Origin of the sequence: Pseudomonas sp. BF-R-24 (assembly GCF_019947335.1) — a bacterium.
Taxonomy (GTDB): Bacteria; Pseudomonadota; Gammaproteobacteria; order Pseudomonadales; family Pseudomonadaceae; genus Aquipseudomonas; species Aquipseudomonas jessenii.
Genome location: NZ_JAGYGG010000030.1, coordinates 25,583 through 40,882, shown reverse-complemented (window position 1 = coordinate 40,882; position 15,300 = coordinate 25,583). Strand labels below are relative to the sequence as shown.

Here is a 15,300-nt window from a genome sequence, read left to right as displayed (position 1 = left end):
TCGATTGATGAAGCCGCCACTCAGTGTGTTAACCCTGTGCCTGTTGCTCGGCGCCTGCGGCACCCCGCCACAGCGCCCCGACAGCGGCGTCCAGCCGCCGGCTGCCTGGCAATCCCGGCACACCGCAGGCGCTGTCCATGACAACCAGCAATGGTGGAACCGCTTCGGCAGCCCGCAACTGGGTCGCCTGATCGAACAGGCGCGGCTCGGCAGTTACGACCTGGCCGCGGCCATCGCCAGAGTGCGCCAGGCCCAGGCCGACACGGTGATTGCCGGCGGCTCGCAACTGCCCGAAGTCAAGGCGGGGGTCAACGCCAACCGCCAGAAATTGCTGCGCGGCAGCGGCTACAGCCAGCTCGATGCCGACAGCGATAACGACGCCGTCGACTACTTCACGGCGAACCTGGTTGCCAGCTACGAAATCGATTTCTGGGGTGGCCAGCGGGCCAGCCGCGACAGCGCGCAATTCAGTCTCAAAGCCAGCGAGTTCGATCAGGCCACCGTGGAACTGACGTTGCTCAGCGGTGTGGCCAACGGTTACGCGCAAGCCTTGTCGTTGCAGGAGCAGAGCCGCATTGCCGAGTTGAATCTGGCCAATGCCCAAAGCGTGTTGAAACTGGTGCAGACCCGTTTCGATTCGGGTTCGGCCACAGCCCTGGAACTGGCACAGCAAAAAAGCCTGGTGGCGGCGCAGCAACGCCAGCTGCCGCTGGTGCAGCAACAGGCCGAGGATGCACGGATCAGCCTCGCCGCCCTGCTCGGCCGCCCGGTTCAGGCGCTGTCGCTGGGGCAGGAACGCTTCGATCAACTGACCTGGCCTGCGATTGACGCCGGGGTACCCAGCCAGTTGCTCAGCCGCCGTCCGGACATTGCCCGGGCCGAGGCGCAACTGGCCGCGGCCCAGGCCGACGTCACCGTCGCCCGGGCCGCGATGCTGCCGACCGTGACCCTCACCGCCGAAATCGGCTCCGGTGCCGACCGGGCCGACGACATCCTGCGCAGCCCCTTCTACAACCTCACCGCCGGGCTGCTTGCGCCGGTGTTCAACAATGGCCGCCTCGGCGCCCAGCGCGACAAGGCCACGGCGCGTCAGCAAGAACTGCTGGAAACCTATCGCGGCGCGATCATCAACGGCTTCGCCGACGTCGAAAAAGCCCTCAACAGCATTCGCGGACTGGATGAGCAGCGCGGGTGGCAGAGTGAAGAACTGAGCCAGGCGCAGACCGCCTTCAATATCGCGCAAAGCCGTTATCAGGCCGGGGCCGAGGATTTGCTGACGGTGCTGGAGACCCAGCGCACCTTGTACGCGGCGCAGGATTTGAACGTGCAGCTGCGGTTGTCGCGGATGCAGGCGAGTATTGCCCTGTACAAGGCGCTTGGGGGTGGGTGGCAAGTCTTGTAGTTGCTGGGCCTGTCAGGACGCCATCGCGAGCAAGCTCGCTCCCACAGGTCATGCGTCGTGCCCGGATCATGCGGCAAACACAAAACCCTGTGGGAGCGGGCTTGCTCGCGAAGGCGCCGGCACATCCAACATCAACATTGCCTGACAGGACGCCTTCGCGAGCAAGCTCGCTCCCACAGTGGATCGTCAGTGAACACAAAGTCTGTGTACGACCAGGTTCAAATGTGGGAGCGAGCTTGCTCGCGATTGAACGATAACGCGGCGTCAAGCCAGGCTCTGCTTAGCCTTCAGATTGCGCGCATACCACGGCCGCTGCGGCACTTTGCGGAACAAATCCTTCAGTTTCGTCTCGTCCTCGCCAAAGGTAATGCGCAACGCCAGCTTCATGGTTTCCGGGTCCATTTCCACTGACTTGCCGGCCTGCAACCCCGGTGTGGTGCTGCAACCGTGGGTGCTCGGGCCGAGCCACGGGTCGCCGATCTCGACCCAGCGTCCCGGCGCGAACCATTGCACGCCGTTGACCTGCAGCCGACTGACCTGCCCCGGATGAAAACGCTCGTGGGCGCGGAACCAGTCTTCCAGGCGATCGTCGATCCAGCCATGGAAATGCCAGAACACCGGGCTGACATGGGAAGAAAACGGGTCGCCGAGAAAATCGTTTTCCGGTGCAAACCAGCGTGCGGAAAAGTCCGCCGGATCCCGGGCGAACGGCACCGGCTGACCGTTGGACGGATCACGCGGCACCGAAGCCCAGCGCATGTGCAGCCAGTCGTGCAGGCCCAGTTCGACTTCCGAGCCGAACTGACCGAGGGTCAGCGTCGACAGGTAACGCGGATCGCGGTAGCGGGATTCCCAGACCTGGAAATTGCTGTGATACGTCTCGCCGGTCTTGATGTCGCTGACCCATTGCGTGTACTCGTCATCGTCCTCGGCCAGCCAGGTCGGCGGCAGCGCGGTGCCGTCGTGATTGTCGAAGTAACGCGCAAAGCCGAGCCGGTCCCGCGCCAGCTCCGGTTGCGGCAACGGGAAATGCGTCCAGGACGGCAGGTCCTGCATCGAACGCGCGGTGCCGAGCATGTGCCGGTGCATGAAGAAAAAGTCCACGCCAGAACCGTTGCGATCCTTGCGCACACCTCGGGCATCGCGCTCCTGGTCCCGCGGTCCGGGTTGCCAGCCGAGCCCGCGCAAGGCGCCGCGCTGGTCTTCGGACAGCTTGTGCCACTTGTCCCGGGAGGCATGCCAGAGCTGGTGGAACAACCTGTGCTCCGGCGATACCAGCCAGGCGAGCAGGGTCGGATTGAGGCCGGCGCGCTCGCGAGCTTCAGGGAATACCCGTTTGACGGCGATGAAGCGATTGTCCTGGGCGGTCAGCATCAGTGGCCGATTCAGGTCCAGCACACGTCCACTGAGACTGCCGCTGACAGCATTGCCGAAACCGGCCCAGACCTCGTCCAGGGTCATGTCGAACTCGTAATCGCAACAGCCGCTGGCGCCCAGCAGACGCCAACCCAGCTGCTTCGGGTTGGTCCCGGACAGATCGCCGAGCACCCGGTAACGGGGCGCTTCGGTGGAGCGCAAACGCTCCGCGGTGTCGAGATAACCACTGACACCGCGCCCCTTGTGGCCGATGTCGAGGAACACTTCCAGGCCTTCGAGGGGCAAGCCTTCGATACCGGCGTCACGACCTTCGAAACGAATCTGCCAGACCCCGCGCAATGTATCCGCCAAGCGTTGGCCGGCAACATCCGCCACCTCGAACGAAGCTTCGCCAGGGGTGATCGTCGGGTCCGGCCTGGTCAGTTCGCGATGCCCGTAATACACCGCCGGCACGGCGGCACCGGTCAGCGCCAGACCCGCGAGGAACCATCGTCGAGAAATCGTCATTGCCCTACCTGTGTCAGCCATGGAGCAGGCTTTATCCAAGCTAGAACGATTGTTGCCCCGCAGAATTTAAGAGCATCGCGAGCAAGCCCGCTCCCACATTGGAATGCGGTCACCTGTGGGAGCGGGCTTGCTCGCGAAGAGGCCGGCACAAACACCTAAATTATTGGATCAGCCACTCGTTCCCCCCAGATAGCAAAGGCCCCTGCGCCTGATCCGGGGCGGCGAACCTGACTGAGACGGCAATGACAAAACCACGTTCGAAAAAGGCTCTTTTCATCGGCCTGCCGCTGGCCCTGGCGATCAACGCGGGTGCAGGCTTCGCGGTCTGGGATCACTGGTTCAGGGACAACCCCGGCTACCCGGTCAAGGTGATGAAACAGGCCGAGCAACTGCAGGAACGCATCCTCTCGTTCGACAGCCACATCACGGTGCCCATGGATTTCGGCACCGCCGGCAACGAAGTCGACAAGGACGGTGAAGGCCAGTTCGACCTGGTCAAGACTGGTCGCGGGCGTCTGTCCGGGGCGGCACTGACGATTTTCGGCTGGCCGGAAATCTGGAACGGTCCCAACGCGCCCCATCGCCCTACCGCCGGCTTCGTCGACGAAGCCCGCTTTGAGCAGGAAACCCGCTACAAGATCATCAGCGCGATGGTGCGTGACTTCCCCAATCAAGTGGCCATCGCCTACACCCCCGACGACTTGCGCCGCCTGCACGGCGAAGGCAAGTTCGCGGTGTTCATCAGCATGCTCAACGCCTACCCGCTGGGCAATGACCTCAATGCCCTGGACAAGTGGGCAGCGCGCGGCATGCGCATGTTCGGCTTCAGCTACGTGGGCAACAACGCCTGGGCCGACTCGTCGCGGCCGCTGCCGTTCTTCAACGATTCCCGGGATGCCTTGGGCGGGCTGTCGGACATCGGCAAGCAAGCGGTGCATCGCCTCAACGACCTGGGCGTGATCATCGATGTGTCGCAGATGTCGACCAAGGCCCTGGAGCAAGTGGCGCAACTGAGCCGCACGCCGATGGTCGCCTCCCACTCGGCACCGCGCGCCCTGGTGGACATCCCGCGCAACCTCAGCGACACGGAAATGCAATTGATCAAGCACAGCGGCGGGGTGGTGCAGATCGTCGGCTTCCCCACCTACATCCGCCCGCTGAGCCAGGCCACCCAGGACAAACTCAACGCTCTGCGCGCCCGTTTCGACCTGCAACCGCTGCAAGGCCTGGAGATGGCATTGATGCCCGGCGACCCGGTGATCACCGTCTGGCCCGAGCAGCGTTTCGGCGAGTACGCCAGCCAGCTCTATTCGATCCTCGACGAAGAACCCAAGGCCACCCTCAAGGATTACGGCGATGCAATCGACTACACAGTGAAAAAAATCGGCATCGACCACGTCGGCATCAGTTCCGACTTCAACGACGGCGGCGGCCTGGACGGTTGGAAAGACGTCAGCGAGGCCCGCAACGTGACCGCCGAACTGATCAGCCGCGGCTACAGCGACGCCGACATCGCCAAGCTCTGGGGCGGCAACTTCCTGCGGGTCTGGGACCAGGTGCAGAAGTCCTCCCGGCCTGTCGTAAAAAACTGATTTTTCCTTTTGCCAAAGCGAACCGAATCCATGACCAACCGCCGTTCATTCCTCAAGCACGCCGGCATCCTCGCGGCCGGCCTTCCCCTGGCCTCCGCCGTGAGCCTGCCAGCACGGGCCGCCAGCCCCGCGCCGTTGCCCAAGGACAAATGGGACCAGTTGCGCCAACTGTTCACGCAGGACCCGAACTACCTGCACTTCGCCAACTTCCTGGTGACCTCGCACCCGCTGCCTGTGCGTGAAGCCATCGAGATGCATCGCGCCAATCTCGATCGCAATCCGGGCCTGGCCATGGACTGGCATCGCGGCGAAACCGAACGCCGCGAAGAAGAGGTGCGCGTGTGGGCCGGTCGCTACTTGAAGGCCAAGCCGTCGCAAATCGCCCTGACCGGCAGCACCACCGAAGGCCTGGCGATGATCTACGCCGGTATCCACGTGCGCCCGGACCAGGAGATCCTCACCAGCGAACACGAGCACTACGCCGCCAACAGTGTGTTCGAATACCGCACCCAAAAGGACGGCACCCAGGTTCGCAAGATCAAATTGTTCGAAGACCCGTACAAAGTCTCGACCGCCGAAGTGCTGGCCGCGATTGAACGCAACATCCGCCCCGAAACCCGTGTACTGGGCATGACCTGGGTGCATTCCGGCAGCGGCGTGAAGCTGCCCATCGGCGAGATCGGCAAACTGGTGGAGGAGAAAAACCGTGGCCGCGCCGACAAGGACCGCATCCTCTACGTGATCGATGGCGTACACGGCTTCGGCGTGGAGAACGTCGACTTCCCGGACATGCACTGCGATTTCTTCATTGCCGGCACCCACAAATGGATGTTCGGCCCACGGGGCACGGGGATCATCTGCGCCCGCTCCGACGAGCTCAAGGACGTGACCCCGACCATCCCGACCTTCTCTGAAGCCACCCGGTTTTCCACCGTGATGACCTACGGAGGCTACCACTCGTTCGAACACCGCTGGGCACTGACCGAAGCTTTCAAATTGCACCTGGAGCTGGGCAAGGCCGAGGTCGCGACGCGCATTCACGACATCAACAGCTACCTGAAGAAACGCTTGCAGGCACACCCGTCGGTGGAGCTGGTCACGCCGCTGTCGCCGGAGTATTCCGCCGGTTTCACCTTCTTCCGCATCAAGAACCAGGACTGCGACGAAGTCGCCAACTTCCTGATGGATCAGCGCGTGGTGTGTGACGCCGTGGACCGTGATGTCGGGCCGATCATTCGTGTGTCGCCGGGGCTGCTCAATACCCAAGCGCACGTCGACAAGTTGATGGAACTGATGGCCAGCAAGCTCTGAACCGCCGATTCCCTTTAGCGAGAACCCTTATGAAAAACATCCTGAACAGGGGGCGCGCCAAAGGCCTGGGCGCCCTGATGCTGCTGGCATTGCTCGGCAGTGCCATGCCCGGCCTCGCCCAGGCGTATACGGCGCCGCTGCCGGGCAAGGTCTTCAAGGATTGCCGTAACTGCCCGGAAATGGTCGTGCTGCCCGCCGGCACGTTCACCATGGGCACCCCGGAAGACGAAGTCGGCCGTGAGCCTGATGAAGGCCCGATGCATGAAGTGACGTTCGACAAGCCGTTCGCCATGAGCCGCTACCAGATCACCGCTGGCGAATGGGACCAGTACCTCAAGGAAACCGGAATCACCCTGCCCGATGGCGACACCCGCCCCGGCCGCGAGTGCATCAACAGCAAGCCGCGTTATCCACAGAGCCCGCGCCAGCCGGCGGTGTGCATGAACTTCGCCGAGGTCAGTGCCTACGTCGCCTGGCTGTCGATGAAGACCGGCCAGCACTACCACATCGTCAGCGAGGCCCAGCGCGAATACGCCGCCCGCGCAGGATCAACGGAGCCCTTCCCCTTCCCGTTCGACCCCGGCACCGAGTACAGCATCGCCACCCACGCCAACACCTACGGCCCCACCGATGGCTACAGCTACAGTTCGCCGGTCGGCAGCTACCCGCCCAACGCCTTCGGCATGTACGACATGCACGGTAACGTCTACGAGTGGATCGCCGACTGCTACCATCCGGACTACGCCGGCGCTCCCACCGATGGCAGCGCCTGGACCGAACCGAACTGCGATACCTTGCGCATCCGTGGCAACGACTGGGGCGAAGCACCGGTGTTTTCCCGCTCGGGCAACCGCAATGACATCGACCCGCAAACCCGTGGCGACTGGATCGGTTTTCGCGTCGTACGCACTCTCTGACCCCCCTTGCCCTTGTGGGAGCGGGCTTGCTCGCGAAGGCGTCGTGTCAGCCAACATCAACTTTTCTGATCCACCGCTTTCGCGAGCAAGCCCGCTCCCACAGGTTTGGCACCACCTGTCTCCCACCGTTTAAATTAAGCCCATCACCAGACGTTCTACTGGGTATCTGCCTTACGACCCAAGGAACTGTCTGCCATGACCCAGCCTACCCGAGGCGCCATCGGCGAATTACTGGCCCTGTTGAAACCGTTTCGACTGATCGTCGCCGCGTCCATTTTCCTGGGCATGGTGGGTGGCCTGAGCGTGACGGTGTTGCTGGCCACCATCAACAACGCGCTGCATTCGCCGCACGGCCTGACCCAAGGCGTGGTCGCGCTGTTCGGCGGCCTGAGCCTGCTGGCTCTGGGCAGTTCGATCTGCTCCGACATCGGCACCAACTATGTTGGCCAGCACATCATTGCCAGGCTGCGCAAAACGCTGGGGGAGAAAGTCCTTTCGGCGCCCATCGAGCAGATCGAGCGCTACCGCAGCCACCGGCTGATCCCGGTGCTGACCCACGACGTCGACACCATCAGTGACTTCGCCTTCGCCTTCGCGCCGCTGGCGATTTCCCTGACCGTGACCCTCGGCTGCATGGGTTACCTGGCGATGTTGTCGTGGCCGATGTTCCTGATGATGGTGCTGGCGATTGCCATCGGCACCGGCATCCAGTTCTACGCCCAGGGCAAGGGTATCCAGGGTTTCATGGCCGCCCGCGATGCCGAGGACGACCTGCAAAAGCACTACAACGCCATTGCCGGTGGTGCCAAGGAGTTGCGCATCCACCGCCCGCGCCGCCAGCGCATGTTCGTCAAGGGCATCCAGGGCACCGCCGATTTCATCTGTAACACCCAGGTGCGTTCGATCAACACCTTCGTGATCGCCAAGACGCTGGGCTCGATGTTGTTCTTCGTGGTCATCGGCCTGGCGCTGGCGCTGCAATCGTTCTGGCCGAGCGCCGACCAAGCGGTGATGAGCGGTTTCGTGCTGGTGTTGCTGTACATGAAAGGCCCGATCGAGCATCTGGTCAGCACCTTGCCGATCGTGAGCCGGGCACGGATTGCCTTCCGCCGCATTGCCGAACTGTCCAGCCAGTTTTCCTCGCCCGAGCCGCACCTGCTGCTCAACGACAACGGCATCCGGCCAACCGTGGTCGACCGCCTGCAACTGAACAATGTCAGCTACGCCTTCCCCGCCGCACCGGGCAGTGACGCGTTTCGCCTGGGCCCGGTGAACCTGACCATCGAGCAGGGCGACATCATTTTCATCGTCGGCGAAAACGGCTGCGGCAAGACCACCCTGATCAAGTTGCTGCTGGGCCTCTACGCGCCGCAACAGGGTTCGATCCTGCTCAACGGCCAGGGCATCGATGCGCACAATCGCGACGACTATCGCCAATTGTTCACCACGATTTTTGCCGATTACTACCTGTTCGATGACGTGGTCCAGGGCGACCAGCACATCCCCGAAGATGCCAACGCCTACCTGCAACGGCTGGAGATCGCGCACAAGGTCAGCGTCAGGGACGGCAGCTTCACCACCACCGACCTGTCCACCGGCCAGCGCAAGCGCCTGGCGCTGGTCAATGCCTGGCTGGAAGAACGCCCGGTGCTGGTGTTCGACGAATGGGCCGCCGACCAGGACCCGACCTTCCGCCGCATCTTCTACACCGAGCTGCTGCCGGACCTCAAACGCCTGGGCAAAACCATCATCGTCATCTCCCACGACGACCGTTATTTCGATATGGCCGATCAACTGGTGCGCATGGAATCGGGCCGGGTCGTCACCGAGCGCGCAACCGCCTGAGCGCCGTGGCCGCACGCAAATCATTGTTTTTTGAAGTTTGTTTTCCGGTTTAGCCAAAGTGGCCCGTCTAATAATAATTATCATTAACTAAAAACTGCACACACCATTCTGGAGCGATTCGAGCAATGCAAAGCCTTACTCTGTCCCGCGCACCCTTGGCGTTAGCCATCGAACGGCAAAAGAAATTCCGAACGGTCGTGCCGGGCGCGCTGCTGACCCTGTTGCTGCTGGGTACGTCCCAGGTCGAGGCAGCCCCGGTGAACGTCAATGTACCGGCTCAGTCGCTGGCCAGTGCATTGCGCCAACTGGGCCAGCAGACCAACCTGCAGATTCTCTACAGCCAGGACATGGTCAACGGCATCAAGTCCACGGCGGTGTCCGGCAACATGGAACCGGAACAGGCACTGAAAACCTTGCTGCTGGGGAGCGGCATCAATTTTCAGTTGAATGGCAACACCGTGTCGCTGGTGCCATCGGCCGGTGACTCCAGTGCATTGCAACTGGGTGCGACGTCCATCACCGGCGTGGCGCTGGGGCCGACAACCGAAGGCTCGCACTCCTACACCACCAATGAAGTCACCATCGGCAAAGGCAACATCAAGCTCAAGGACATCCCGCAGTCGGTGTCCGTCGTCACGCGCCAGCGCATGGACGACCAGAACCTGAACAGCCTGCAGGACGCCATGCGTCAGGTCACCGGCGTGACCATCAAGACCTACAACTCCGGCTCCAGCCTCAATGACGTCTACATGCGTGGCTTCCTCGTCGACCAGGTGCAGGTCGACGGCGTCTCGCAGCCCACCGGCCAGGGCGACATGGCCACCAGTTTCGACCTGGCGATGTACGACCGCATCGAAGTGCTGCGCGGCCCGTCGGGCCTGTACCAGGGCGCGGGCGAACCCGGCGGTACGATCAACGTGGTGCGCAAGCGCGCCCTGAGCAAATTCGCCCTCGGTGGCGAACTGGCCGCCGGCTCTTACGATCGCTACCGTTCTTCGGTGGATGTCACCGGCCCGTTGAACGAACAGGGCACCGTGCGCGGTCGTTTCATCACCGCCTACGAGAACAACCAGTCTTTCGTCGACTACGCGCAGAACGAACGCCCGATGGTCTACGGTCGCCTGGAATTCGACCTCGACCCGGCCACCACCCTGTCGGTCGGCGGCGCTTACCAGAAGAACAACTCCACCCCGGCCTTCGGCCTGCCGGCCTACGCCGACGGCTCATTGCTCGACGTGCCGCGCTCGACCTTCGTCGATGCCAAGTGGAACACCCTCAACGAAAAAGTCTGGGAATCCTTCGCCGAGCTCGACCACGAACTGGACAACGGCGGTCAGTTCAAGACCACCCTGACCTACCGCGATGCCGAAACCCCGGAGCGTAACTTCACCTGGGCCGACGGCGCGGTCGACCCGGCCACCGGTGACAGCTGGGCCGTGGCCTACGACTACTACACCCACATCAAGACCGTCGGCGTCGACAGCTTTGTCACCACGCCGTTCGAGTTCGCCGATCGCCGACACGAGTTCACCGTGGGTGCCGAGTACCAGCACCTGGACAAGGATTTCACCTACGGCGGCGGCGAGTACTTCCCGATCAACGTGTGGAATCCGGGCAGCATCGACATTCCCCGCAACGACTATGCGCACGTCAATGGCAACTGGTCCAAGTCCGATCAGTACGGCGTCTACACCCGCGCCAAGTTCAACGTCACCGACTGGCTCGATGTCATCGGCGGCAGCCGCGTGACCTGGTACGAAAGCGATGCGAAAAACGCCAACGCCTTCTTCAACAACTTCGGCGAAGCCCACACCAGCATCAACCGCAAGGTCGTGCCGTACGGCGCCATCATCGGCAAGATCACCCCTGAACTGTCGACCTACTTCAGCTACACCGGCGTGTTCAAACCGCAGAGCGAAATCGGCACAAACGGCGAGCCGGTCGGCCCGCGCGAAGGCAAGCAATACGAAATCGGCCTCAAGCGCGAATTCTACGACGGTCGCCTGAACGCCAGCATCGCCGCCTTTCGCATCTACGATGAAAACCGCGCCGAATACGACAACACCTCCGGTGCCTACATGACCGAAGGCAAGGCACGCAGCGAGGGTTGGGAAACCGAGCTGAGCGGCAACCTGACCGACAACTGGAGCATCGTCACCGGTTACGCCTACACCTCCACCAAGTTCCTGGACGGCGACCAGGCCAACAAAGGCAAGACCTTCAGCACCATCACGCCCAAGCACAACTTCAACCTGTGGACCAAGTACGAATTCACCGACGGCCCGCTCAAGGACTTCAGCGTCGCCGGTGGCCTGCGTGTGGTCAGCGACACCTACTACCAGCGTGACGTGAAGTTCGAACAAGGCGGCTATGCCGTTACCTCGGCGCAAGTCGGCTACAAGTTCAACGAACACCTGTCGTCGACACTGACCGCCAACAACCTGTTCGACCGCAAGTACTACGACCGCGTCGATGCCTCCTGGGGCACCAACTTCTACGGCGACCCGCGCACCCTGACCCTGAGCCTGCGCGCGCAGTACTGATGGCTGAGTGCTCTCACTTGTAGGAGCGAGCTTGCTCGCGATGGTCGTTAACGATAACGCGTGTTTACTGGTTAAACGCTGCGCCTATGAGTCCATCGCGAGCAAGCTCGCTCCTACAGCGGCCCTGATGGCTGACGGCGACCACTTGTAGGAGCGAGCTTGCTCGCGATGGTCGTTAACGATAACGCGTGTTTACTGGTTGAACGCTGCGCCTGTGAGTCCATCGTGAGCGAGCTCGCTCCTACAGTGGCCCGGTTCCGTTTTCTGCTTGCGCAGCGGCCCTGAGTTGCTCGGTATCGACACGGACAAATGTGGAGTCCCCGACAGCGGTCAGGACATCCCCGGCGAAGACCTCGCAAATAACCCGACTTTTGCGCCCGACCTCGCCCTCGACTTTTGCACGCAGTGTCAGGGGGACACCCATCGGGGTGGGCTTGATGTACTTGATTCCCAGGTTACCGGTGACGCAGGTGATGTGGGGCAAGCTGCCCACCTCGCGCTGTTCTGCCCGGTAGTGATATGCCATCGCTGCCCAGTTGGAGTGGCAATCGACCAGCATTGCGATCAAACCGCCGTAAACCAGCCCCGGCCAGCCGCAGTACTTGTCATCCGGCATGTGCTGCGCCATGACATGCACCCCGTCTTCATGCCAGAAGCTCTTGATGTGCAGCCCGTGCGGGTTTTGGCTGCCGCAGCCATAACAAACGCCTTCAGGCGCGGCGATGTCTTGAAGCGAAATGTCCTGCGTGGTCATACCGTGTCCATCCTTAATACCGGGGGCCAATCGTCGTGGTTGAAAGCGGCGGGCAGCATCGGGCCGTAATGATCATACACAGCCGTTACTGAGCGAAAAAGTGGGTTAGGTACTTCAAAAGCGATGTCCCATTGTCTATAGGACATCCACCAATGACTTCATATGCGTCGCAAAATCATTCTGGATCGGCCGGAACCCGCAGCGCAGGTAAAAGGCGGCGCCCTCGGGTGTGTCCGTGGACAGTCGTACAACGCGAAAATGCTCACACGCCAACTCCAGCAGGTGCTGCACCAACGCTTTGCCCACGTTCTGGCCCCTTGATGCACGTGCGACGTAGACCCGTCGTAATCTTCCTGTGTCCCGCCCGGCAAATGGATCGCAGGAGAGCCCGCCAATGGCAATCAGCCGCCCGTTCCGGAACGCCCCGAAAAGACACTCACCCTGCTGATCGAATCGATTGGCACCGCTTTCCCATTCCTCGATCAACCGGGAGAGGAACCTGAAGCCTTCTGCAACGGCCTGCGTTTCCAACTCCCGGAGTTGCGGCGTAATCCCTGAGATTTCAAGTATCGCCAAAGGGTCCGTTGACGTGACCACTTGCAGGTTACTGCCAGACTTGTCTGCGTGGTTCCCTTCGCGCCCGGCTTTCAAGACTCACTCTCGGTAGCGTTTACGGGTGTGCACAGCTCAACCAGCGTTCCGTCAGGGCATCGAACGTAAGACACGGTTTGCCCCCAGGGCTTGGTAGTCGGGGTAGCGATTTCGCTGGCCCCTGCTTGAATCGCTTTGGCATGGGCCACGGGGACATCCTCGGTTACCAGCCCGACTTCGATGCCTAGCGGCTTGAGGGATGAGTGCGCCGGGACATGACCGGTGCTGAAGTTCGATGCGGCCAGTTCATCGGCGGCGAATGCCAGCGCGGTTTCGCCGGTTTCCAGTTCGCCATAGGTGCCGGACTCATGGATGAACCGAACGCCGAGCCCGAAGGCCGATGAGAAGAACTTGAGAGAGGCCTCTACATCCTTGACGTAGATGATCAGGTAGCCAAATTTCATGAACGAACATTCCTTGTCGTGCCAATCGAGCGGTGAATCTAGCAGTTTTGAGTGAAGTGTCGAGGGACATCAAACCGAAAAGCCCATCAGATGTTTCCCGTTTATTTGCTCGAAACACAATCGGTACAGAAATCAGATCGTCGCTGACAAACACCAGTCAGCAGCACTTGTTTAAGCGCCCTACAGGCTACTTCGTGAAAGCTACAACGCCTTGCGTCGTTGCCTACAGGTACGCCAGAATCCGCCGGCTTGTGCGCCTTGGGGGTCGTCGGTAACTTGATTCGGGTCACTGATTGTCGGTGATCGGGTTTAGTAGCCCGGCCAAGGTTAGAACGGTCGCATGAGTATCATCAGTCAGGCATCCGCCTGTGCTTGATGGTGGCTGTACGCATGGCGCCCCCGGGCGCGCCGGTTCCTCACCTTGCCGGTCTACTAACTTGCGCACAGCTGCCACCCTTTCGTTTAGTAGCGAACTGGTGCTGCCCTACTTTAAAGGTAAGTATCGATGTTCAAGGTAACGCCAAATCCGCCGGATTCCGACCCGGCCTCGACGTACGAAAGCCCCGACTCAAAACAATTCCACGAAGCCGCCGAGCGCGCGCTCAATCACCACCTCAACCCTGGCCCCAACATCATGGCCACTCCGCGCACACCCAGCACGATGTTCATCGTCAATCCCGAACTCAGTACCGAAACCCTGCTGGTGCATGCCTGTGAGTCGCTGGCGTCGGCCAATGTCATGGCCAACGATCTGGTGGATCATCTACAGGGGACGAGTCGCAATGCGCTGTTGGGGATTGCGCAGGTGATCATGCTGGGGGAACTGGCGGTGAATCGGGCGCTGGATCGGCTTGATCCGCCCTGACCACTATCTCCGGATCACCGATAGACCTGTGGGAGCGGGCTTGCTCGCGAAGGCGGTGTGTCAGGCAACTTATGTGGCGGCTGAAATATCGCTTTCGCGAGCAAGCCCGCTCCCACAGGGGGACGGCGTCGCTGATCACTACGCCATGCGTCAGGCCAAACTCTCGCTGATCTGCGCCGCCAGTTGCCCCAGCATCCCCGGCACTTCCTGGACCATCTCGCCCATGCGCGCAAAGTCGTGGGTCATGCCGGCCTTGACCTCCAACACCAGGGGTTGCCCCGCAGTACGCAGTTTCTCGGCCCAGGCCAGGCCTTCATCGAGCAACGGGTCGTATTCGGCCAGCCACAGGACGGTGGGTGTCAGACTTTGCAAACGCTCGACGTACAGCGGTGAAAAACGCCAGTCGCTGCGGTCGGCTTCGCCGCGTTGATATTGTTGATAGAACCATTCCAGCGTGGTGGCTTCCAGCAGATAGCCTTCGGCGAATCGCTCGAGGGATGGGCGTTTTTTTACCGCGTCGATCACCGGGTACAGCAACACTTGCAGGCGCGGCACAAGCGGCCATCCCAACGGGTCCTGGGCAATGGCGATGCACAGCGATGCCACCAGGCTGCCGCCGACGCTGTCCCCCGCCAGCGCAATGCGCCTGGCGTCCAGCCCCAGCGCCTTGGCTCCGGTGATGGCCAACCAACGCGTGATGTCTTCGGCATCGTTGTAAGCGGTGGGAAAACGGTGCTCAGGCGCCAAGCGATAGTCCGCTGACAACACGGCAAACTCCCCCGCCAGCGCCAGTCGCCGGCACAGGGTGTCGTGGGAATCGAGGCTGCCCACCACGTACCCGCCGCCATGGAAGTACAGCAACACCGGGCGCGGCTCGTTGTCCGGTTGTGGTTTGGCGTACAGCCGCGCATTGAGCACATGCCCATCCCGTGCAGCAATGCTGACCTCCGTCACCGTCAACGCCCCCGTTGGCGCCGCATCGAGCAACTGCGAAGTCTGTTCGAATTGCTGCCGCGCTTCGCTCGGGTTCAGCTCATGCATGGGTTGGCTTTTGCCGCTGAGGCGGCCGAACTCGGCCAGCTCTAGAAAACCTTCGATGTCCGGGTGCAGTGCCATGGGCGGTAGTCTCCAA

At 61.8% G+C, this 15,300-nt stretch carries 12 protein-coding genes; 7 read left to right on the top strand and 5 right to left on the bottom strand.

Going from position 1 to position 15,300, the window contains the following annotated elements; all coding sequences use genetic code 11:
• The first annotated feature begins 7 nt into the window (after window positions 1-7).
• Window positions 8-1,402 carry an efflux transporter outer membrane subunit gene (locus KGA98_RS21240; protein WP_223503634.1) on the top strand — a complete coding sequence of 465 codons (1,395 nt, stop codon included), beginning with the start codon at window positions 8-10 and terminating at the stop codon, window positions 1,400-1,402.
• Window positions 1,403-1,666: 264 nt separating this feature from the next.
• On the opposite strand, the gene KGA98_RS21235 is transcribed toward KGA98_RS21240, so the two are convergent.
• Window positions 1,667-3,286, bottom strand: a complete 1,620-nt coding sequence (locus KGA98_RS21235) for a PvdJ/PvdD/PvdP-like protein (RefSeq protein ID WP_223503631.1) — start codon at window positions 3,284-3,286, stop codon at window positions 1,667-1,669.
• 242 nt (window positions 3,287-3,528) lie between these two features.
• On the opposite strand from KGA98_RS21235, the gene pvdM reads away from it, so the two are divergent.
• From pvdM to KGA98_RS21210, 5 genes are all read left to right on the top strand, one after another.
• A complete protein-coding gene (pvdM, locus tag KGA98_RS21230) occupies window positions 3,529-4,878 on the top strand; it encodes a pyoverdine-tailoring dipeptidase-like protein PvdM (protein ID WP_223503629.1) in 1,350 nt (449 codons plus the stop codon).
• A gap of 30 nt (window positions 4,879-4,908) precedes the next feature.
• Window positions 4,909-6,189 carry an aminotransferase class V-fold PLP-dependent enzyme gene (locus KGA98_RS21225; RefSeq protein ID WP_223503627.1) on the top strand — a complete coding sequence of 427 codons (1,281 nt, stop codon included), beginning with the start codon at window positions 4,909-4,911 and terminating at the stop codon, window positions 6,187-6,189.
• A 29-nt stretch (window positions 6,190-6,218) separates the two neighbouring features.
• Window positions 6,219-7,106: a formylglycine-generating enzyme family protein gene (locus tag KGA98_RS21220; RefSeq protein WP_223503625.1), complete on the top strand. Its 888-nt coding sequence runs from the start codon at window positions 6,219-6,221 to the stop codon at window positions 7,104-7,106.
• Between the two features lie 195 nt (window positions 7,107-7,301).
• Complete coding sequence (locus KGA98_RS21215) at window positions 7,302-8,951, top strand: cyclic peptide export ABC transporter (protein ID WP_223503623.1); 1,650 nt, start codon at window positions 7,302-7,304, stop codon at window positions 8,949-8,951.
• A gap of 125 nt (window positions 8,952-9,076) precedes the next feature.
• The gene (locus KGA98_RS21210; protein ID WP_223503620.1) at window positions 9,077-11,494 is read left to right on the top strand and encodes a TonB-dependent siderophore receptor; all 2,418 of its coding nucleotides are present in this window, start codon (window positions 9,077-9,079) and stop codon (window positions 11,492-11,494) included.
• 241 nt (window positions 11,495-11,735) lie between these two features.
• Here the strand turns inward: KGA98_RS21210 and KGA98_RS21205 are convergent, their stop codons facing one another.
• The 3 genes from KGA98_RS21205 to KGA98_RS21195 form a co-directional block, all read right to left on the bottom strand.
• Window positions 11,736-12,248, bottom strand: a complete 513-nt coding sequence (locus KGA98_RS21205; protein WP_102671086.1) for a PaaI family thioesterase — start codon at window positions 12,246-12,248, stop codon at window positions 11,736-11,738.
• Window positions 12,249-12,383: 135 nt separating this feature from the next.
• Window positions 12,384-12,845: a GNAT family N-acetyltransferase gene (locus tag KGA98_RS21200; RefSeq protein ID WP_223503670.1), complete on the bottom strand. Its 462-nt coding sequence runs from the start codon at window positions 12,843-12,845 to the stop codon at window positions 12,384-12,386.
• Between the two features lie 50 nt (window positions 12,846-12,895).
• Entirely contained in the window at window positions 12,896-13,303 is a 408-nt protein-coding gene (locus KGA98_RS21195) for a VOC family protein (protein ID WP_223503618.1), read from the bottom strand.
• 505 nt (window positions 13,304-13,808) lie between these two features.
• Between KGA98_RS21195 and KGA98_RS21190 the strand changes: the two genes are divergently transcribed.
• Window positions 13,809-14,168: a DUF6124 family protein gene (locus tag KGA98_RS21190; protein WP_223503616.1), complete on the top strand. Its 360-nt coding sequence runs from the start codon at window positions 13,809-13,811 to the stop codon at window positions 14,166-14,168.
• A 150-nt stretch (window positions 14,169-14,318) separates the two neighbouring features.
• On the opposite strand, the gene KGA98_RS21185 is transcribed toward KGA98_RS21190, so the two are convergent.
• Complete coding sequence (locus KGA98_RS21185) at window positions 14,319-15,284, bottom strand: alpha/beta hydrolase (RefSeq protein ID WP_223503613.1); 966 nt, start codon at window positions 15,282-15,284, stop codon at window positions 14,319-14,321.
• Window positions 15,285-15,300 lie beyond the last annotated feature (16 nt).

What these genes read in the sequence shown, in the direction of transcription:
- KGA98_RS21190 (WP_223503616.1), top strand. Translation starts at nt 13,809, where the DNA reads ATGTTCAAGGTAACGCCAAATCCGCCGGATTCCGACCCGGCCTCGACG.
- KGA98_RS21235 (WP_223503631.1), bottom strand. Translation starts at nt 3,286, where the DNA reads ATGACGATTTCTCGACGATGGTTCCTCGCGGGTCTGGCGCTGACCGGT.
- KGA98_RS21220 (WP_223503625.1), top strand. Translation starts at nt 6,219, where the DNA reads ATGAAAAACATCCTGAACAGGGGGCGCGCCAAAGGCCTGGGCGCCCTG.
- KGA98_RS21185 (WP_223503613.1), bottom strand. Translation starts at nt 15,284, where the DNA reads ATGGCACTGCACCCGGACATCGAAGGTTTTCTAGAGCTGGCCGAGTTC.
- KGA98_RS21210 (WP_223503620.1), top strand. Translation starts at nt 9,077, where the DNA reads ATGCAAAGCCTTACTCTGTCCCGCGCACCCTTGGCGTTAGCCATCGAA.
- KGA98_RS21215 (WP_223503623.1), top strand. Translation starts at nt 7,302, where the DNA reads ATGACCCAGCCTACCCGAGGCGCCATCGGCGAATTACTGGCCCTGTTG.
- KGA98_RS21240 (WP_223503634.1), top strand. Translation starts at nt 8, where the DNA reads ATGAAGCCGCCACTCAGTGTGTTAACCCTGTGCCTGTTGCTCGGCGCC.
- pvdM (WP_223503629.1), top strand. Translation starts at nt 3,529, where the DNA reads ATGACAAAACCACGTTCGAAAAAGGCTCTTTTCATCGGCCTGCCGCTG.
- KGA98_RS21205 (WP_102671086.1), bottom strand. Translation starts at nt 12,248, where the DNA reads ATGACCACGCAGGACATTTCGCTTCAAGACATCGCCGCGCCTGAAGGC.
- KGA98_RS21195 (WP_223503618.1), bottom strand. Translation starts at nt 13,303, where the DNA reads ATGAAATTTGGCTACCTGATCATCTACGTCAAGGATGTAGAGGCCTCT.
- KGA98_RS21225 (WP_223503627.1), top strand. Translation starts at nt 4,909, where the DNA reads ATGACCAACCGCCGTTCATTCCTCAAGCACGCCGGCATCCTCGCGGCC.